Annotated in this window: 17 protein-coding genes; all 17 read left to right on the top strand. The window is 40.9% G+C overall.

From position 1 onward, the window contains the following. Positions 1-32 precede the first annotated feature (32 nt). The 17 genes from DWY37_RS01985 to DWY37_RS01905 all read left to right on the top strand — a co-directional run bounded on the left by DWY37_RS01985 (position 33) and on the right by DWY37_RS01905 (position 20,775). The gene (locus tag DWY37_RS01985; protein WP_022243768.1) at positions 33-1,415 is read left to right on the top strand and encodes an isopropylmalate/homocitrate/citramalate synthase; all 1,383 of its coding nucleotides are present in this window, start codon (positions 33-35) and stop codon (positions 1,413-1,415) included. Positions 1,416-1,432: 17 nt separating this feature from the next. After that, a complete protein-coding gene (locus DWY37_RS01980) occupies positions 1,433-2,092 on the top strand; it encodes a GntR family transcriptional regulator (RefSeq protein ID WP_117698399.1) in 660 nt (219 codons plus the stop codon). A gap of 18 nt (positions 2,093-2,110) precedes the next feature. Then, positions 2,111-3,319: an NADP-dependent isocitrate dehydrogenase gene (locus tag DWY37_RS01975; RefSeq protein ID WP_117841030.1), complete on the top strand. Its 1,209-nt coding sequence runs from the start codon at positions 2,111-2,113 to the stop codon at positions 3,317-3,319. A gap of 115 nt (positions 3,320-3,434) precedes the next feature. Beyond that, on the top strand, positions 3,435-5,423 hold the full coding sequence (locus tag DWY37_RS01970; RefSeq protein WP_118087440.1) for an ABC-F family ATP-binding cassette domain-containing protein: 1,989 nt from the start codon (positions 3,435-3,437) through the stop codon (positions 5,421-5,423). Between the two features lie 77 nt (positions 5,424-5,500). Then, complete coding sequence (locus tag DWY37_RS01965; RefSeq protein ID WP_118172605.1) at positions 5,501-6,151, top strand: redox-sensing transcriptional repressor Rex; 651 nt, start codon at positions 5,501-5,503, stop codon at positions 6,149-6,151. A gap of 12 nt (positions 6,152-6,163) precedes the next feature. Next, entirely contained in the window at positions 6,164-6,817 is a 654-nt protein-coding gene (locus DWY37_RS01960; protein ID WP_118540647.1) for a hypothetical protein, read from the top strand. 3 nt (positions 6,818-6,820) lie between these two features. Continuing rightward, on the top strand, positions 6,821-8,308 hold the full coding sequence (locus DWY37_RS01955) for an NAD(P)H-hydrate dehydratase (RefSeq protein ID WP_118540649.1): 1,488 nt from the start codon (positions 6,821-6,823) through the stop codon (positions 8,306-8,308). A gap of 21 nt (positions 8,309-8,329) precedes the next feature. Continuing rightward, positions 8,330-9,499 carry an alanine racemase gene (alr, locus tag DWY37_RS01950; RefSeq protein WP_118540651.1) on the top strand — a complete coding sequence of 390 codons (1,170 nt, stop codon included), beginning with the start codon at positions 8,330-8,332 and terminating at the stop codon, positions 9,497-9,499. A gap of 64 nt (positions 9,500-9,563) precedes the next feature. Then, entirely contained in the window at positions 9,564-9,911 is a 348-nt protein-coding gene (locus tag DWY37_RS01945) for a type II toxin-antitoxin system PemK/MazF family toxin (protein WP_022243776.1), read from the top strand. A 66-nt stretch (positions 9,912-9,977) separates the two neighbouring features. Continuing rightward, positions 9,978-10,886, top strand: a complete 909-nt coding sequence (locus DWY37_RS01940; protein ID WP_118544382.1) for a hemolysin family protein — start codon at positions 9,978-9,980, stop codon at positions 10,884-10,886. A gap of 33 nt (positions 10,887-10,919) precedes the next feature. Next, on the top strand, positions 10,920-11,648 hold the full coding sequence (locus DWY37_RS01935) for a YebC/PmpR family DNA-binding transcriptional regulator (RefSeq protein ID WP_117698396.1): 729 nt from the start codon (positions 10,920-10,922) through the stop codon (positions 11,646-11,648). Between the two features lie 90 nt (positions 11,649-11,738). Beyond that, positions 11,739-13,022, top strand: coding sequence for an O-acetylhomoserine aminocarboxypropyltransferase/cysteine synthase family protein (locus DWY37_RS01930; RefSeq protein WP_118540653.1), 1,284 nt, complete (start codon positions 11,739-11,741; stop codon positions 13,020-13,022). 18 nt (positions 13,023-13,040) lie between these two features. Continuing rightward, a complete protein-coding gene (gene glgA, locus DWY37_RS01925) occupies positions 13,041-14,498 on the top strand; it encodes a glycogen synthase GlgA (RefSeq protein WP_117698395.1) in 1,458 nt (485 codons plus the stop codon). A gap of 147 nt (positions 14,499-14,645) precedes the next feature. Further along, on the top strand, positions 14,646-15,473 hold the full coding sequence (locus DWY37_RS01920; RefSeq protein ID WP_022243781.1) for a ClpP family protease: 828 nt from the start codon (positions 14,646-14,648) through the stop codon (positions 15,471-15,473). Positions 15,474-15,562: 89 nt separating this feature from the next. Then, on the top strand, positions 15,563-16,435 hold the full coding sequence (locus tag DWY37_RS01915; protein WP_199650031.1) for an undecaprenyl-diphosphate phosphatase: 873 nt from the start codon (positions 15,563-15,565) through the stop codon (positions 16,433-16,435). Positions 16,436-16,448: 13 nt separating this feature from the next. After that, positions 16,449-19,064, top strand: a complete 2,616-nt coding sequence (locus DWY37_RS01910; RefSeq protein WP_118540655.1) for a DNA translocase FtsK — start codon at positions 16,449-16,451, stop codon at positions 19,062-19,064. A gap of 40 nt (positions 19,065-19,104) precedes the next feature. Continuing rightward, positions 19,105-20,775 (top strand): formate--tetrahydrofolate ligase, encoded by a 1,671-nt coding sequence (locus DWY37_RS01905; RefSeq protein ID WP_118540657.1) that lies wholly within the window; start codon positions 19,105-19,107, stop codon positions 20,773-20,775.

Here is a 20,775-nt window from a genome sequence, read left to right as displayed (position 1 = left end):
AGAATATTTGTGAATCAAAAGGAGTGTGTTCCATGAGAGAAGTCGTTATGAATGAAAAAACTAATCTATTACAGTTGGAAGAGCATTTTTATCAGCTTGTAGATGTTGAGGAACCAAATGTATTCCGCAATCTTTTTCCATATGAGGAAATTCCGAAAATTGCATTTAATGACAGAATCGTTCCGCATAATATGCCGGAGGATATCTGGATTACTGATACAACATTCCGTGATGGTCAGCAGTCAAGAGCACCATATACCACAGAACAGATTGTAACCATCTATGATTACTTACATAAATTAGGCGGACCAAAGGGTAAAATTCGTCAGAGCGAGTTCTTCCTATATAGCAAGAAGGATCGTGATGCCGTATATAAATGCTTAGAGCGTGGTTATAAATTCCCGGAAGTCACCAGCTGGATTCGTGCCAGCAAACAGGATTTCCAGCTGGTAAAAGATTTGGGACTGCGTGAAACCGGTATTTTGGTAAGCTGCTCCGATTATCATATTTTCTATAAAATGAAAATGACCAGAAGCGAAGTTATGAATCTTTACTTAAGTGTGATTCGTGAATGCTTAGAGACTGGAATCAGTCCAAGATGTCATTTGGAGGATATTACACGTTCTGATATTTACGGATTTGTAATTCCGTTCTGCTTAGAGCTGATGAAGTTAATGAAAGAATACAATATTCCGATTAAGATTCGTGCCTGCGATACCATGGGATATGGTGTAAACTTCCCGGGAGCAGTAATTCCGCGAAGTGTACCGGGTATCATTTACGGACTTACCACACATGCAGGAGTTCCTTCTGAATTGATTGAATGGCATGGACACAACGATTTCTATAAAGCAGTCAATAACTCGACCACAGCATGGCTTTACGGTGCATCCGGCGTAAACTGTTCCTTATTTGGTATTGGTGAGAGAACCGGTAACACACCTCTGGAAGCAATGGTATTTGAATATGCGCAGTTAAAGGGTACCCTGGATGGAATGGATACCAGAGTTATCACAGAACTGGCAGAATATTATGAGAAGGAATTGAATTATAAGGTTCCAAGCCGTACACCATTTGTCGGAAGTAATTTTAACGTTACAAGAGCAGGTATCCATGCAGACGGACTTTTGAAAAATGAAGAAATTTATAACATTTTTGATACCGAAAAATTCTTAAATCGTCCGGCACTGGTATCTGTTTCCAATACATCAGGACTTGCTGGAATTGCACACTGGATTAATACCTATTACCGTCTCAGTGATGACCGTAAAGTAGATAAGAATTCGGAACTGGTAAAGACCATCAAACAGTGGGTAGACGAGCAGTATGATGAGGGACGTGTAACTGTAATTACAGATAACGAACTTGTAGTACAGATAACTGACTGTTGTAAAAAACTCGGAATTGTATTATAAATTAAGGAGGCTTTATCGTGGGCGAAGAAGGATATTCTTTAAGCGGAAGAGTATTTCATACGATTCGTGAAAATATCTTATCCGGAAAATACAAGTGCGATGAAGAATTAAAAGAAAAAACCCTGGGTGATGAACTGGGTGTCAGCCGTACTCCGGTAAGAGAAGCCTTAAGGCAGCTTGAACTGGAAGGACTCGTCAGAATCATTCCAAACCGCGGAGCATTCGTAGAGGGAATTACGAAAGAAGACGTAAAAGATATCTATGAAATCCGTGCACGGCTGGAGGGACTTTGCACAAAGTGGGCGGCAGACAGAATTACCAAGGAGCAGATAGCGGAACTGGAAGAAAACATTTTTCTGGTGGAATTTCATGCTAAGAAGGAAAATTATGCACAGATATTGGAGCTGGATAATAAGTTTCATGAGGTGCTTTATGAAGCTTCCGGAAGCAAAATGTTAAAGCATGAATTGTCTGCATTTCATCATTATGTGGAAAGAGTTCGAAAAATCACTTTGTCAATGCCGGATCGTGTGGTAAAATCAAATGATGAACATAAAAAGATTGTAGAAGCATTGAAGCAGCACAATGCAAAAGAAGCAGAACTGCTTGCGACAAGTCATATGTTAAATACTATTGAAAATATGGATAATTATGGCTGGGACAATCTGCTGAAATAGTAAATGGAGGATAGAAAGATGGACAAAATTAAAATGACTACCCCTTTGGTTGAAATGGACGGAGACGAAATGACAAGAATCCTTTGGAAAATGATTAAGGATGAACTGTTATTACCATTTATTGATTTGAACACAGAATATTATGACCTGGGTCTTGAACATCGTAATGAAACGGATGACCAGGTAACTGTAGATTCTGCAAATGCAACAAAGAAATACGGTGTTGCAGTAAAATGTGCTACCATTACACCAAATGCAGCACGTATGACGGAGTACAACTTAAAGGAAATGTGGAAGAGTCCGAATGGAACTATCCGTGCAATGTTAGATGGAACGGTATTCCGTGCACCAATCGTTGTAAAGGGAATTGAGCCATGTGTTAAGAACTGGAAGAAACCGATTACCATTGCAAGACATGCTTACGGTGATGTATACAAGGCTTCTGAAATGAAGATTCCGGGACCGGGAAAATGTGAACTGGTTTATACAGCAGAGGACGGAACGGAAACAAGAGAGCTGATTCATAACTTTACCGGAGCAGGTGTTGTCCAGGGACAGCATAACTTAAATGATTCTATCGAAAGCTTTGCAAGAAGCTGCTTTAGCTATGCACTTTCTACCAGACAGGATTTATGGTTTGCAACCAAGGATACCATTTCCAAAAAATATGACCATACTTTCAAAGATATTTTCCAGGAAATCTTTGATGCGGAATATAAAGAAAAATTCGAAGAAGCAGGAATTACCTACTTCTATACCTTAATCGATGATGCGGTAGCCCGTGTGATGAAAGCAGAGGGCGGCTTTATCTGGGCATGTAAGAACTATGATGGAGATGTTATGAGTGATATGGTATCATCTGCATTTGGTTCCCTTGCCATGATGACTTCCGTACTGGTATCACCGGCAGGATATTATGAATATGAAGCTGCACACGGAACAGTTCAGCGTCACTATTATAAACACCTCAAGGGAGAAGAAACATCCACCAACTCCGTAGCAACTATTTTTGCATGGACCGGAGCACTTCGTAAGAGAGGTGAATTAGATGGCAACCAGGAGTTAAGCACATTTGCCGACAAACTGGAAAAAGCCTGTGTAGATACGATTGAATCCGGAAAGATGACCAAAGACCTTGCACTGATTACTACAATTGAAAATCCGACTGTATTAAACAGTGAAGACTTTATCAAGGCAATCCGTGCTACATTAGAGAAAATGTTATAAATTTTATACTCCGGGAGGGCAGAATAGTGTGCCGTCCCGGAATTTTCAGCTATAAAAAGCCCCTTGTAAAGAATGCTTTACTTATGGGGCGAAGAGAAAAAGTGAGGAGACTTCCATGATTTTAGCCTGTCAGAATATCAGTAAATCCTTTGGGACAGACACCATAATACAGAATGTTTCTTTTCATGTAGAAGATAATGAGAAAACAGCAATTGTCGGCATCAATGGTGCCGGCAAATCTACGTTATTGAAAATTATAGTGGGAGAGCTGGCACCGGACAGTGGCGAGGTAACCGTTGCAAAAGGAAAAACCATCGGTTATCTTGCCCAGTATCAGGATAAAGACAGCAACGAGACCATTTATAATGAAGTGCTTCATGCCTGCGATGCATTAATTGAAAAAGAAGAAAAGCTTCGTAAAATGGAAGAAGACATGCAGCATGTAAGCGCAGATGAATTAGAGAAATATATGGAGCAGTATAACCGTTTCAGCCATGCCTTTGAGTTAGAGGGCGGACTGACTTTTCGCAGTGAGATAAACGGTGTGTTAAAGGGACTTGGTTTTTCGGAAAATGATTTCGGAAAGAAAATGTCAGAGTTATCCGGAGGACAGAAGACCAGAGTGGCATTAGGCAGACTTCTGGTAACCAAGCCTGACATTATCATGCTCGACGAGCCGACCAACCACCTTGATATGGCATCGATTGCATGGCTTGAAAACTATCTTTTGAATTATAAAGGAGCCGTAATTATCGTAGCCCATGACCGTTATTTCTTAGACCGGATTGTTACGAAGGTAGTGGAAATATCCCGCCATACGGCAACGGTATTTCCGGGAAATTATACCGCATATGCGAGGCAGAAGGAAATACAGCGGGAAAGTCTTTTGCGACAGTATTATAACCAGCAGCGGGAAATCAAGCACCAGGAAGAAGTAATATCCAAGTTAAAATCCTTTAACCGGGAAAAGTCCATTAAGCGTGCGGAAAGCCGTGAGAAGGCATTGGATAAAATAGAACGTATTGAGAAGCCAATCGATGAAAAAACAGATATGCATATTACATTGGAGCCGGAAATTACCAGTGGAAATGATGTACTTTCGGTGAAAGGTCTTTCAAAATCTTACGAGCATAAACTGTTTTCAAACATTGATTTTCAGATTAAGCGAGGGGAAAAAGTTGCTTTAATCGGAAATAACGGTACCGGGAAAACCACCATTTTAAAGATAATCAATGGAATTGTAGACGCAGATGCCGGGGAGATAAAGCTTGGAAGCAATGTGGAAATCGGATATTACGATCAGGAGCATCAGAACTTAGACCCGGATAAGACGTTATTTGATGAAATTGCAGATGCTTATCCGAATCTGAAGGCAACGAAGATTCGAAATGTGTTAGCAGCATTTTTATTTACGGATGATGATGTGTTTAAGCGGATTCGTGATATCAGTGGTGGAGAAAGAGGTCGTGTTTCACTGGCAAAACTGATGTTATCCAATGCGAACTTCTTAATTTTAGACGAGCCGACCAACCACCTTGATATTATGTCAAAGGAAATTTTAGAGTCAGCCATCAATTCCTATACCGGAACGGTGCTTTATGTATCCCATGACCGTTATTTTATTAATAAAACTGCCAGCAGAATTCTTGATTTAAAGAATGAAACAATTCTAAATTATATTGGAAATTATGATTATTATCTGGAGAAAAAGGAAGTTCAGGAGTTAGCGGCGTTTGGCACAGCTACACAGGATCGTGCAGACAATTCAGTGGCAAAAGGAAATGTCATTGTTTCCGATGGAACTGGAGAAAATAATGGAACAGAGCAGATATCCGGCGGAGGAAAACAGAAGTTAAGCTGGGAAGAAATGAAGAAACAGCAGGCAGCAAAACGTAAGCTGGAAAACGAATTAAAGCGTACAGAAGATGAAATTGCTAAGAGAGAGGCAAAGATAGAAGCATTAAATGATGAACTGTCAAAGCCGGAGGTAGCATCAAATTCCTATGAATTAAACAAAATCCATGAGGAGCAGATGCAGGAAGAGGCAGCGCTGGAAGAACTCTATGCAAAATGGGAAGAATTAAGTTTACAGAAAGATTGTTAAAGTTGTAACACATTGACATCCTTTCGGCAAGAAACTATAATTATTGTAGGGTATTGAGAGCAGGAGGAACTGGCAGAATGAGCAAAGAAATATCACAGGCAGTAATTCGTAGAATGCCAAGATATTACCGATATCTGGGGGAACTTTTAGATGAAGGGGTAGAACGTATTTCATCGAATGAACTGAGTGCAAGAATGAAAGTGACCGCATCGCAGATCAGACAGGATTTAAATAATTTTGGTGGTTTTGGACAGCAGGGATATGGTTACAATGTACAATTTCTGTATGAAGAAATCGGAAAGATTATGGGATTAAATGAACAGCATAATATTATTATTATTGGAGCTGGTAACTTAGGACAGGCACTTGCCAATTATGTGAAGTTTGAAAAACTCGGCTTCGTCATAGTAGGATTGTTTGACGTGAATCCGGAGTTATGCGGAAAATCCATTCGTGGCAATAAAATCGAAATGATTGATAAACTGGAAGAATTTGTAAAGACACATAAGGTAGATATTGCTACACTGACTATGCCGAAAGAAAAGGCAGATGCTGTGGCCAACCAGCTGGTAAGCCTTGGTGTACATGCAATCTGGAATTTTGCCCATGTGGATCTGGAAGTGTTGGATGAAAATGTTGTAGTGGAAAATGTACATTTATCAGACAGCCTGATGCAGTTATCCTATAATATGACAAAGAACAAAAGGGAAAAGGAAACGCTGGAATAGAGGTGTTTTTGCATGAAAGATGACAAGGAATTTCTGGAAGCATTAGAAAGCAGAAAAGTACCAATACTTGTATTGGATCAGAAATGGCACAGACTTTTTGCGTTAAGCGGAAAAACCAGTGAAATCAAGCAGCTGGAAGAAAAGGTAAATCAGTTGTTAGAACAGCAGGGAAAGCTTAATAATGATTTGAAAGAACTGAAAAAGACAAAGAATCGGTTGATGAAAAGCATTGTTGTCAACATGGAAGGAACTCATGAGGAAAATGAGGGGGATATTTCTTCCAGAAAATTAGATGAAGACAAGAGACTGATTGATGAAGTCAATGTCAAAATGGAAGAAATTGAGGATGAATTAATTGAACTTCCACGAAATATAAACAGTGCAAATCAGGAACTTATGTTAGAAAGCATGCGTTACTGCTATGAGAGACTAAGACAGAACAGCAAAGAAGCAGATGAAATTACGGACTGGATTGATAAGGTAAGGGTAGAACTTAAGAAAAATATCATCAAAAAACAGAACCGTGAAATCAACAACCGGCAGATTTATTCTTATATGCATGATATTTTTGGTGTGGATATTTTAAATATATTTGATCTGCGGCAGGAAGATGAAGACCGTCTGCAGGGAAAAAAAGCGGTGGAAAATGCGGACGAAAGGAATTAATTTATGGAATATCTTGTAAATTCCCGGGAAATGAAAACATGTGATACCAATACAATCGAACATTTTAAAGTGCCATCCATGGTTCTAATGGAGCGGGCAGCACTTTCTGCGATAGAAGTAATACAGGAAAAAGAAATTTCATGTAATCGCGTGCTGGTAGTGTGTGGAACCGGAAATAACGGCGGCGATGGTATGGCAATTGCAAGATTGTTATACTTATCCCACATTCCGGTTGAAGTATATCTCTATGGAAATAAAACACATTTTTCAAAGCAGGCAAAAGAACAGTATGAAATCTTGACATCATATGGTGTACCATTTATTGATGAAATGGAGGATGCAAATTCCTACAGCCTGATTATTGATGCGTTATTTGGCATAGGATTATCACGAAAATTAGATGATGAACTGGTGCACTTGATGGAACGGCTAAACCAGAGCAGTGCCCACCGGCTGGCGGTGGATATACCATCCGGTGTCTCGGCAGATAATGGAACTGTATTAGGTGGTGCATTCAAAGCAGATGATACCGTAACCTTTGCTTACTGCAAGACCGGAATGGTATTATTTCCTGGTGCAGAATACTGCGGAAATATTACGGTTAAGGATATCGGAATCGGAGAAGAAAGCTGGTTAGATAAAAGACCTGCAGCTTATGCAATCACAAAGGAAGATTTAAATTTTTTAAATAATCGTGCTGCTGATTCGAACAAGGGAACCTTTGGAAAAGTCCTTCTGGTTGCCGGAAGCGTGAATATGGCAGGTGCGGCGGTTCTTGCAGCAAAGGCAGCTTATCGCAGTGGCTGTGGTCTGGTGAGAATATATACACCGGAAGAAAACCGTATTATCTTACAGACAGCAGTGCCGGAGGCAGTTCTTACTACCTATTCTGCAAAAAAGGCTGATACACAGCAGCTGATAGAATGTCTGTCCTGGGCAGATGTTATTATTTTAGGACCTGGAATTGGCAAAAGTGATGTGGCACACAGTATTGTAAAGACGGTACTTAAGAATGCGGCAGTACCAATGGTAGTAGATGCCGATGCATTAAATATCATAGCAGAGCAGACCGAACAGCTTCTTCGCCCGCATACAGAACTGGTATTAACGCCACATCTAGGGGAAATGTCCCGGTTAAAACAGCTTGCCGTTTCCTATATCAAAGAAAATATTGAGCAGGTTGCGGAAGATTTCGCAAGGGAATATAATGTAATCTGTGTTTTGAAAGACAGCAGAACGGTAACGGCAATTCCTTATGGGAAAACATTTATTAACCGGAACGGTAACAACGGAATGGCTACTGCGGGAAGTGGTGATGTACTGAGCGGAATTATTGGAAGTCTGATGGCGCAGGGCCTATCTGCAGAGCAGGCGGCACCGCTTGGGGTATATGTACATGCGGCGGCAGCAGATGAACGGAGCAAAACAGTTTCAAAGCATGGACTGACTGCAGGCGAAATTATAAACGGATTATCCGATGTGTTGTCATAATAATAATTTGAGGTGAATGAAATGAAAAGATATAGCAGGGTATATGCCAGCGTGAATCTGGATGCGGCCATTGAGAATATGGAGGCAATGCACCGGCTTTTAAAGAAAGATACCAGCATGTTTGCGGTAATTAAAACAGATGGATACGGACATGGTGCAACGGAACTTGCCCGTGTATTAGAGCCGCTTCCGTATCTCCATGGCTTCTGTGTGGCCACAGTGGAAGAAGGCGTAATTTTAAGAAATCATGGAATTAAGAAGCCGATTCTGATTCTTGGTTTTGCATTCCCGGATGAATATGAGATTATTGTAGAACAGAAATTAGAGCCTGCCGTATTTACGTATGATATGGCAGTTGCACTTTCTGAAGCTGCAACAAAGAAAAATCAGGATGTGGCAATTCACATTGCAGTGGATACTGGAATGAGCCGGATTGGTTATCAGGTGGAAAAAGAAAATGCAGGAGAGGTAGCGCAAATCAGTAAGCTGCCACATATAATAATGGAGGGGATTTTTACCCACTTTGCAAGGGCAGATGAAAAAGACAAAACGGGTGCCCATAAGCAGCTTGAACTGTTTCAGAAAATGATTGCAATGTGCAAAGAAGAAGGCGTTATTTTCCATCATGCACACTGTTCAAACAGTGCAGGAATTATTGATTTGCCGGAAGCAAATATGGACATTGTAAGAGCGGGAATTACATTATATGGACTCTGGCCATCGGATGAAGTGCAAAAAGACAGACTGCCAATGCACCCGTTAATGGAATTAAAGAGTCATGTTTCTTATGTAAAGACACTGCCGGCTGGAAGGGAAATCAGCTATGGTGGAACCTATACCACAACCAGAGAGACGAAGGTGGCAACGATTCCGGTCGGTTATGGAGACGGTTATCCGAGAACTTTATCTAACAAAGGTTCTGTACTGATTCAGGGAAAAAGAGTACCGATTCTTGGCAGAGTCTGCATGGATCAGTTTATGGTGGATGTTACTGATGTGCCGGATGTTGTCGTTGGAACAGAGGTAACACTTCTTGGCAGAGACGGCGATGAAATCATTACAGCGGAAGAAATCGGGGATTTATCCGGCAGATTCAATTATGAATTTGTCTGCTGTCTTGGCAAACGTATTCCAAGAATCTATTTCGAAAACAACAAAGAAGTAGAACATAAAGATTATTTTCAGGATTAGAACAGTATACACTTGATAAAATTGGTAATACTTTCAGTAAAACCTATTCTATGGAGTGTATATTATGATTATCAGACGAGGAGATATCTATTATGCGGATTTAAGACCGGTAGTAGGCTCGGAACAGGGCGGAATCAGACCGGTTCTGATTATACAGAATGATGTAGGAAACCGGCACAGTCCTACGGTTATCTGTGCCGCAATCACATCACAGATGAATAAAGCGAAGCTGCCGACCCATGTGGAGCTGTCCTGTCATGAATATGATATTGTAAAAGATTCGGTTATTTTATTGGAACAGCTTCGTACCATTGACAAGACACGATTAAAAGATAAGGTGTGTCATCTGGATGGAAAAATTCTGTCGAAAATCGACAAAGCACTGAAGATTAGTCTGGAATTATATACATAACTTGACTATTTTTGCCTAAAATGTTATATTTTTCAGAAATATGTATAAAAAGGAGAGTATTCAAAAATGGATGACGGAGGGAGTCCGAATACAGGATTTTTTAAAAAAATTTTTCATAAACTTCCATTCAAAGATTCCGAGGATGTAACAGAGGAAGAAATTATTTCCATGGTAAATGAAGGCCATGAGCAGGGAGTCCTTCGGGAAAATGAAGCGGAGATGATACATAATATCTTTGAATTTGGTGATAAAGAAGCCGGTGATATTATGACACACCGTAAAAACATTTCTGCACTGGATGGAAATGACATTTTTGAAGATGTAATCACTCTGGTGATAGACAGCCATTATTCGAGAATGCCGGTATACTCTGATACCATAGACAATATTATCGGAGTATTACATATCAAAGAGACCTTATCCTACAGCAGACAACCGGAGCTTTTAAAGAAGCCGATTAAGGAAATTGACGGGTTAATCCGTCCGGTGGATTTCATACCGGAGACACGCAACATCAATGCATTGTTTCAGGAGATGCAGTCGGCAAAAGAGCATATGGTAATTGTTGTGGATGAATATGGTCAGACAGCCGGACTGGTCACCATGGAGGATATCTTAGAGGAAATCGTCGGAAATATTTTAGATGAACATGATGAGGAAGATACCTATATAGAGAAGAAACCGGACGGAACATTTGTAATGAATGGAATGACACCGTTAGAGGAAGTAGGGGAAGCACTGAATCTTGATTTTGAAGATGAGGATTATGACACCTTAAATGGCCTTCTGATTTCGCTTATTGATAAAATTCCATCGGAGCACGAAGTCTTTGAAGTAAAATACAAAGGCTATATTTTCGAAGTACTTTCCGTGGAAGATAAGATGATAAAATATGTACATGTTGTTCCGCAAAGGTCAGAATCTGCCGAGTCTGACACTGCGACTTGTCAGCAGGATGAAAAAATGGTAGAATAATACACGAAATACGGATAGAAAAGAGGATTTATTATGTCAGGACATTCCAAGTTTGCCAATATCAAACATAAGAAAGAGAAAAATGATGCGGCAAAAGGAAAAATATTTACAATTATAGGACGTGAAATTGCAATTGCGGTAAAAGAGGGTGGAGCAGACCCTGCTAACAACAGTAAATTAAGAGACGTAATTGCAAAAGCAAAGGCGAATAATATGCCAAACGATACCATCGAGCGTGGTATTAAAAAAGCAGCCGGAGACGGTGATTCCGTAAATTATGTACAGGTTACTTATGAAGGATACGGTCCAAGCGGAACTGCAATTATTGTAGACGCATTAACCGATAACAAGAACCGTACCGCTGCAAATGTAAGGAATGCATTTACAAAGGGTCAGGGAAATATCGGAACACAGGGCTGTGTATCTTACCTTTTTGACCAGAAGGGTCAGATTATCATTGCCAAGGAAGACTGCGATATGGATGCAGACGATTTGATGATGATGGCATTGGACGCCGGAGCAGAGGATTTCTCAGAAGAGGAAGACAGCTTTGAAGTAATTACAGCACCGGATGATTTCAGTGCAGTACGTGAAGCTTTGGAAGCAGAAAATATTCCAATGGCAAGTGCTGAGGTTACCATGATTCCTCAGACTTATGTTTCTTTAACAGACGAGAAAGATATTATCAATATCCAGAGAATCCTAGATCTTCTGGATGAAGATGATGATGTACAGGAAGTATATCACAACTGGGAGGAATAAAACTGATACCTGCATTTATCAGAGACAATGATAGATAGATGCAGGTATTTTCTAATAATATATTACATATGGTATAAAGGAGAAGGAAAGATGGAAGAGAATTATCAGATTGAGACAAAATGTATTCAGTCTGGCTGGAAACCAACCAAGGGGGAACCGAGAGTATTACCGATTTACCAGAGCACTACATTTAAGTATGATACCAGTGACCAGATGGGACGGTTATTTGATTTAGAGGAAGCCGGATATTTTTATACGAGACTTCAGAATCCGACCAATGATGCAGTAGCTGCAAAGATTGCAGATTTAGAGGGCGGTATAGCAGCAATGCTGACCTCATCCGGACAGGCAGCCAACTATTTTGCAGTATTTAATATCTGTGAAGCAGGAGACCATATTGTGGCATCCAGCTCCTTATATGGTGGAACCTTTAATCTGCTGGGAACCACACTTAAGAAACAGGGAATTTCCTGTACCTTTGTAGATCCGGATGCATCGGAAGAAGAGCTTTCAGCGGCATTTTTACCAAATACCAAGGCGGTGATTGCGGAGACTTTATCTAATCCATCCCTTGTAGTACTTGATATTGAGAAGTTTGCACATGTTGCCCATGCACATGGGGTACCACTTATCGTAGATAATACATTTGCAACACCGATTAACTGCAGACCTTTTGAATGGGGAGCAGATATCGTAACTCATTCTACTACCAAGTATATGGACGGACATGCCATGGCAGTGGGTGGATGTATCGTTGACAGTGGTAATTTTGATTGGGAGAAATATAAAGATAAATATCCGGGGCTGACACAGCCGGATGAATCCTATCATGGAATTATATACACTCAGAAATTTGGTAAGCTGGCTTATATCGAAAAAGCAACAGCACAGCTTATGCGTGACCTTGGTTCCATTCCATCCCCAATGAATTCTTTCTTACTGAATGTCGGGCTGGAAACTTTACATTTAAGAGTGCCAAGACATTGTGAAAATGCCCAGAAGGTAGCAGAATATTTAAATGCAAATGATAAAGTGGCATGGGTAGATTATCCGGGCTTAAGGGATAACAAATATCATGCACTGGCAGAAAAATATATGCCAAATGGCACCTGTGGTGTTATTGCATTTGGCTTAAAGGGTGGTAGGGAAGTATCCGTATCCTTTATGGATCATCTGAAATTAGCTGCAATTGTAACACATGTAGCAGATTCCAGAACCTGTGTCCTGCATCCTGCCAGCCATACACATCGTCAGATGACAGATGAGCAGTTAATTGAAGCAGGTGTAGCACCGGATTTAATCCGGCTTTCCGTTGGAACAGAAAATGTAAAAGACATCATTGCAGACCTGGAACAGGCATTGGAGAATGTATAAGCAGAAAGGGGTAGCAAAATGAAGAAAATTCTATTTGCAGCATCAGAATGTGTACCATTTATTAAAACCGGAGGGCTTGCGGACGTGTGTGGTGCACTGCCAAAGGAATTTGACCCTCAGTATTGGGATATTCGTGTGGTAATTCCAAACTATAGTTGTATACCGGAACATTTCCGGAGCCAGTTTGAATATGTAACACATTTTTACATGGGAACAGGTTCTTATATCCCAAGCAAATATGTGGGCGTATTAAAATATGAATTAGATGGAATTACATATTACTTTATTGATAATAAAGAGTATTTTGACTGTTTTTCACCTTATGGAAATATCAGACATGATATCGAAAAATTCTGTTTCTTTGATAAGGCAGTATTATCTATGCTTCCTGTTATCGGCTTCCAGCCGGATATTATCCATTGTCATGACTGGGAAACCGGCCTTATTCCGGTATATCTGAAAAACGAGTTTCAGGGAGATATGTTCTTCTGGGGTATGAAATCTGTTATGACCATTCATAACTTAAAATTCCAGGGCGTATGGGATATTAAGACCATGCGGGGGTTAACCGGACTTCCGGCATCACTCTTCACACCGGATAAGCTGGAATACAAGAAGGATGCAAATATGTTAAAGGGTGGTCTGGTTTATGCAGACTACATTACCACAGTAAGTGATTCTTATGCCAATGAGATTCAGACAGAATATTATGGGGAAGGTTTAAATGGTCTGCTTTCTGCCCGTCATTATGATATGCAGGGGATTGTTAATGGTATCGATTATCAGGTTTACAATCCGGCAACAGACAATAAGATTTACTGTAACTATGACGCTGAGTCATTCCGCAAAAAGAAAGTCAATAACAAGCTGAAATTGCAGGAAGACTTAGGATTGACCGTAGATAAGAAGAAATATATGATTGGTCTTATTTCGCGTTTGACAGACCAGAAGGGCTTAGATTTGATTAACTTCGTTATCGACCGTATTGTGGATGACTTTACACAGCTTGTGGTAATTGGAACCGGTGAAGGTCAGTATGAGAACATGTTCCGTTATTATGCATGGAAATATCCGGATCGTGTGTCTGCAAATATCTGTTACTCCGATGACCTGGCACATAAGTTATATGCATCTGCCGATGCTTTCTTAATGCCATCCCGGTTTGAACCATGTGGACTGACACAGCTTATTTCCTTTCGCTACGGAACTGTGCCAATCGTCCGCGAGACTGGTGGATTAAAAGATACTGTTGTTCCATATAACGAATATGAAAATACCGGAGATGGATTCTCATTCAGTAATTACAATGGGGAGGAAATGCTTTCTGTCATTAATTATTCCAAACACATTTTCTTTGACAAGAAGAAACAGTGGAACCAGATTATTGACCGTGGCATGGCAAAAGACTTCTCCTGGAAGAGTTCTAAGTGCCGTTATGAGAACCTTTATAATTATTTAAAGGGCTGGCCGGTATAAAAAAGAATATCATGTAGATAATAAGACAGACAGTGTAAAACTGCCTGCCTTATTTTTTTCGCAAGTTTCTCGAGCTGCCAAGTATCCGTAAGAAGCAGCTGGCGAGCAGCGAGAAATAATCCAGACAGAAAGAAGGGAGCATCTGATATGGAGCAGAAAGAAAACCAAGTGCTGCTAAAGAAAAAAGTCCCAAATGTGGAATTGAAAAATGAAGAAATCAAAAATGCAGAATTACAAAATACAGAATCAAAAATAGAAAAAACAGAAAACAAAGAACGGAAAAAAGATGAATCGAAAAAGGAACAGTTAGATGAACAAGAACTGATCAGGGAATCCGGGCAGATTTCCTTATCTGACAGCCGATGGCATCAGAAGATTCATTTATTATCGGTGATTGGTGAGATTGAAGGTCATGAATGTCTTTCTTCCAATACCAAGACAACGAAATATGAGCATGTACTGCCGAAACTTGCAGAAATAGAAGATTCTGACCAGGTGGATGGTGTTCTTGTGCTTTTGAATACAGTAGGCGGTGATGTGGAATCCGGACTTGCCATTGCAGAAATGCTATCTTCCTTAAGTAAACCGACAGTGTCCCTTGTCTTAGGCGGAAGTCATTCCATTGGTGTGCCGCTGGCGGTTTCAACGGACTATTCTTTTATTGTGCCATCGGGAACCATGGTCATCCATCCGGTGCGTATGAGCGGGACAGTAATCGGAGCACCGCCAACTTATGATTATTTTCAGCAGATGCAGAATCGGATTATTCATTTTATAGCATCTCACAGCAGAGCGGATGAAAAAAGATTAGAGCAGCTCATGATGAATACCACCATGCTGACAAAGGATCTGGGAACCATTCTTGTAGGAGCGGATGCAGTAAAAGAAGGACTGATTGACGAAGTGGGGGGAATCGACCAGGCACTTCATAAATTGCATGAGATTATACGAGAACAGAAAAACGAATGCCTGTAATGACAAACGCATCAAAATATGGTATACTAATGCACAGTGTTGATAATTTTATACAAGTAACTGTAGTGAGAGATACCAAGGAGGCAGCTATGTCATTATTACAGTCTGTTTTATTAGGTCTGATACAGGGATTAACAGAATTTCTGCCGGTAAGCAGTTCCGGTCATCTGGCAATATTTAAACAGTTTTTTCAAATAGAAACCGGCGGAATGTTTTTCGATATTCTGCTTCACATCGGAACACTGATTGCTGTATTTATTGTATATTATAAGGATATATTCCGCATGATTAAAGAAGGTTTTGCCATTATTGGTGATTCTTTTGTAAATGTGGCAACCTTTTTTAAGCGTGTGATAACAAAAGAAGATTTACCATACCGTAAAATCGTGCATAATAGTTACCGGAAATTTGTGATGCTTGTCATTGTTTCCACGATTCCAACCGGAATTATTGGAATTGCAGCAAAAGATCTGGTATCTGCTGCAGAGCAGATTTTACTGGTTCCGGGAATCTGCCTGATTATTACGGCAGTACTTTTATTTATTGCAGACCGGATTCCGGATGGCGGCAAGACACCAAAGCAGGTAACTTATACCAATGCATTTTTAATCGGTATCAGTCAGGGAATCGCAACCATGCCGGGCTTATCGCGGTCAGGAACCACAATCACAGCATGTCTTTCTACCGGAATGACCCGCAAATTTGCGGTAAAATATTCTTTTATCATGTCTATTCCGGCAATACTTGGAGCACTGGTAGTAGAGATTAAGGATGTTGAATTTGCAGCATTACAGTCTGCAGATATTTTGAATTACATAGTTGGAACGCTGGTGGCAGCGGTAGTCGGTTATATCTGCATTAAGACCATGCTGGTAGTAGTGCGCAAAAAGAAATTCACGGTATTTTCCATCTACTGTCTCATAATGGGACTGGTATCAATTGGAGGATATTTTTATATGTAAACGGGAGATTGAAATGGCAACTGGAACTAGAAAAAAGACAACTCAGAAGAAAAAAACAACGGGAACAACAGCATCAAAGGCAAGAAAACAGCGGGAACAGCATGAATCCTTCCGGAATGAAGTGATTCTTTGGATTGCACTGGCAGTCTGTATTGTTTTGCTGCTTGCTAATTTTGGAATCGGCGGAAAAATCGGAAGCGGAGTCAGTTCCTTTTTCTTTGGAATATTTGGATTAATGGCATATGTATTCCCAATCTGTTTCTTTTTAGCCGTGGTGTTCGCAGTGTCTAACCGGGAAAATAAAGTAGCAGCAGTCAAAATTGTAGCGGCGGTATTATTTGTATCCTTTTTATGCCTGTTTGTGCAGATGGTAACAGACAGCAGCAAGGAAGCAGGAGCAATATCCGCTTTCCGCTATGGCTTTGAAAATAAGGCTGGTGGCGGTATAATCGGTGGATTATTAGAACAGCTTCTGTGTCCGAATTTTGGTGTGCCGGGTACTTATGTCATTGATATTATCGTTTTGATAATTTCCCTGGTGCTGATTACGGAACGTTCTATTATGAAGGGCATGCAAAAAGGCGGAAAAGTCATTTACGATTCTGCCAAGGATGATGCAATCCGCCGAATGGATGCAGCAAAGGAACGCCGGGAGGAGCGGGAGAAAGAAAGAGAAAAAGAGCAGGCAAGACGGCGGATGGAGAAGAAGGTAAGTGGTGTGGCATTGGATACCAAATTACCATCCCCGGATAAAAAGAAAGTCAAATCAGATGATATTAATGAAATTACTTTGAGTGATATCGAAGATATGCCGGTGGTACAGGAAGAAAATAAAGTTGTGCTTACGGCAACCAACGGCAGCCAGAAAATGGAACAGCCGGTAATTCATACGATGAATGAGCCGGTGGCAACGATACACAGAGCAGAGGTAAAACCGGTAGAACCGATCATTCAGCCTGCATCTGAACCTGTGTTTGAGCCGGAACCAATTGCAGTGAAAAAGGCAGAAAGCAATCTGCCAAAAGAACCGGCGCATCCTGTAATGGAAGAAGAAAAGCCAAGGAAAAATAAAAAGCAGGACAAGATGGAAATCGAAGATGAAGTGGCGGCAGTAGAAGAATCCATCGTAAAACAGGAAAGTTCCGGTGGCAGATATGTATTCCCGCCGGTAGATTTGCTGAAAAAAGGAAATACAGGTGCTTCTGGTGATACCAGGGATTATCTGAATCAGACAGCAGCAAAATTAAAAGAGACTCTAAAGAATTTTGGAATTAATATTACAATTACGGCTATCAACTGCGGACCAGCAGTAACGAGATATGAATTCCAGCCGGAAATGGGTGTAAAGGTCAGCAAAATCGTAAATTTGTCCGATGATATCAAGATGAATCTTGCGGCGGCGGATATCCGGATTGAAGCACCGATTCCGGGTAAAGCAGCCATTGGTATCGAGGTGCCGAATAAAGAAAGTATTCCGGTTATGTTCCGTGATCTGGTAGAGTCAGAGGAATTTCATGCCAATAAATCACCGATTGCTTTTGCAGCCGGAAAAGATATTGCCGGAAAAGTCATGATTGCGGACATTGCAAAGATGCCGCATCTATTGATTGCAGGAGCTACCGGTTCCGGTAAATCTGTCTGTATCAATACAATTATTATGAGTATTTTGTACCGGGCAGATCCGGAGGATGTAAAGCTTATCATGATTGACCCGAAGGTGGTTGAGTTAAGTGTATACAATGGAATCCCACATCTGTTTATTCCGGTTGTTACAGATCCGAAGAAGGCGGCAGGTGCATTGCACTGGGCGGTAGCTGAAATGACAGACCGTTATCAGAAATTTGCAGAATACGGTGTCCGTGATCTGAAGGGCTATAACCAGAAAATAGAAGGAATCAAAGATATTGATGACCCGGATAAGCCAAAGAAGATGCCGCAGATTGTAATTATTGTGGACGAGCTGGCGGATTTGATGATGGTTGCACCGGGGGATGTGGAAGATGCTATCTGCCGGTTGGCGCAGCTTGCAAGAGCCGCAGGAATCCATCTTGTCATTGCAACACAGCGTCCTTCCGTAAATGTCATTACCGGACTGATTAAAGCAAATATGCCATCCCGAATCGCATTTTCTGTAACGTCCGGTGTGGATTCAAGAACCATTCTTGATATGAACGGTGCGGAAAAGCTTTTAGGAAAAGGCGATATGCTTTATTATCCGCAGGGCTTACAGAAACCGCTTCGTGTACAGGGTGCGTTTGTATCCGATAAAGAGGTATCAGATGTGGTTGAATTCTTAAAGGAACACAATGAGGGAGAAGGCTACAGTAGTGATATTGAAGAGCGGATGAACAATATTTCTGTATCCGCAAGCACTGGTGCTGATGCGGCATCTGGTGATGGAAATGACAGAGATGCTTATTTCTTGGATGCTGCAAAGCTTTTGATTGATAAAGATAAAGGTTCCATCGGAATGATTCAGCGTTATTTTAAAGTTGGTTTTAACCGGGCGGCAAGAATTATGGATCAGCTGGAAGAAGCTGGTGTAGTAGGACCGGATGAAGGGACCAAGCCGCGACAGGTGTTAATGTCTCCGGAACAGCTGGAAGCATTTATTGAAGAGGGTAATTAAGAAAGATTTATAGAATACAATCCATGAGGAGGAAATGAAGATGAAGTCAGATATTGAAATTGCACAGGAAGCAGAACTGGTACATATTAAGGAAGTGGCTGAGAAGCTCGGAATAAACGAGGATGAGCTGGAATTTTACGGAAAATACAAAGCAAAGATTTCCGATGAATTATGGGAGTCTGTAAAAGACAGGGAAGATGGCAAACTGGTTCTTGTAACAGCTATTAACCCGACACCTGCCGGCGAAGGAAAGACCACAACAAGTATCGGACTTGGTGAGGCGATGGCTTTACTTGGTAAAAAAGCGGTACTTGCACTTCGTGAGCCGTCTTTAGGACCGTGCTTTGGAATCAAAGGTGGAGCTGCAGGTGGTGGATATGCGCAGGTAGTTCCGATGGAAGATTTAAATCTGCATTTTACCGGAGATTTCCATGCAATCACATCCGCAAATAACCTGTTGGCAGCATTATTAGATAATCATATCCAGCAGGGCAACCAGCTTGGAATTGACCCACGTCAGGTAGTATGGAAACGTTGTATGGATATGAATGACCGTGCACTTAGAAATATTGTAATCGGTCTTGGAAGCAAGATGGATGGTATGGTACGTGAAGACCATTTCATCATTACAGTGGCATCTGAAATTATGGCTGTTTTATGTCTGGCGGACAATATGAAAGATTTGAAACGCCGTCTGGGCAGAATCATAGTTGCCTATTCCTTTGACGGAAATCCGATTACGGCAGATGATTTACATGCAACCGGTTCTATGGCAGCACTCTTAAAAGATGCCATCAAACCAAATCTGATTCAGACATTAGAGCACAATCCGGCCATTGTTCATGGTGGACCATTTGCAAATATTGCTCATGGATGCAACAGTGTCCGTGCTACAAAGACAGCTTTAAAATTAGGTGATATTGCAATTACAGAGGCCGGTTTTGGTGCTGACCTTGGTGCTGAGAAATTCTTTGATATCAAGTGCCGTAAGGCTGGACTTAAACCGGACGCAGTGGTACTGGTAGCAACCATCCGTGCATTAAAATATAACGGTGGGGTTCCAAAGGCAGACCTTGCAAAAGAAGATTTGGAAAGCTTAAAGAAGGGAATTGTAAACTTAGAGAAACATATCGAGAACCTTCAAAAATTTGGTGTACCGGTAGTAGTTACCTTAAACTCCTTTGTAACCGATACCAAAGAAGAAATTGCATTTGTAGAGAACTTCTGTAAGGAAAGAAACTGTGAATTCGCATTATCTGAAGTATGGGAAAAAGGTGGCGAAGGCGGAATCGAACTTGCAAAGAAAGTACTGGATACTTTAGATCATAAAGAAGCACATTTCAAACCTCTGTATGAGGATGAGATGTCTCTTATGGATAAGATTAAGACGATTGCAACTGAGATTTATGGAGCAGATGATGTAACTTACAGTAAGGCTGCATTAAAAGAATTAAAACATATTGAAGAAATGGGAATGGGCAATTTCCCTGTATGTATGGCAAAGACCCAGTATTCTCTTTCTGATGATGCATCAAAACTTGGCAGACCGACTGGCTTTACCGTAAATGTCCGTGAAGTATATGTATCTGCCGGAGCAGGCTTTGTAGTAGCTATTACCGGCTCTATTATGACCATGCCTGGACTTCCGAAAGTACCGGCTGCAAATAATATTGATGTAACCAATGATGGCGTAATTACAGGATTATTTTAG

Source organism: Roseburia sp. AF25-13LB (genome assembly GCF_003478915.1).
Classification (GTDB): Bacteria; Bacillota; Clostridia; order Lachnospirales; family Lachnospiraceae; genus Roseburia_C; species Roseburia_C amylophila.
The sequence above is the reverse complement of the archived record's forward strand: the minus strand, read 5'-3'. Positions and strand labels throughout refer to the sequence as shown.